A 210-nucleotide genomic window follows, 5' to 3' on the forward strand; every position below is an offset into this window, starting at 1 on the left:
GAGAATCCGCGATATTCGATGCCGTCATACATGCCGCCTAAAACGCGAGCTGTATCTGCTGCTGTTTCTTTTTTGCCCATTTGAGAACCAGTTGGTCCAAGATAAGTAGTACTTGCACCTTGGTCAGCTGCCGCAACTTCAAATGCGCAACGAGTACGAGTTGAGTCTTTTTCGAAAATTAATGCAATGTTTTTTCCTTTAAGTGTTTGT

1 pseudogene is annotated in these 210 nt (G+C 43.3%); it reads right to left on the minus strand.

Going from position 1 to position 210, the window contains the following annotated elements:
- Positions 1–210, minus strand: a pseudogene (locus HMPREF2937_RS10900) (ornithine carbamoyltransferase subunit F); the annotation flags it as partial.

Source organism: Staphylococcus sp. HMSC061G12, from assembly GCF_001838465.1.
In the GTDB taxonomy this organism is placed as follows: Bacteria; Bacillota; Bacilli; order Staphylococcales; family Staphylococcaceae; genus Staphylococcus; species Staphylococcus simulans.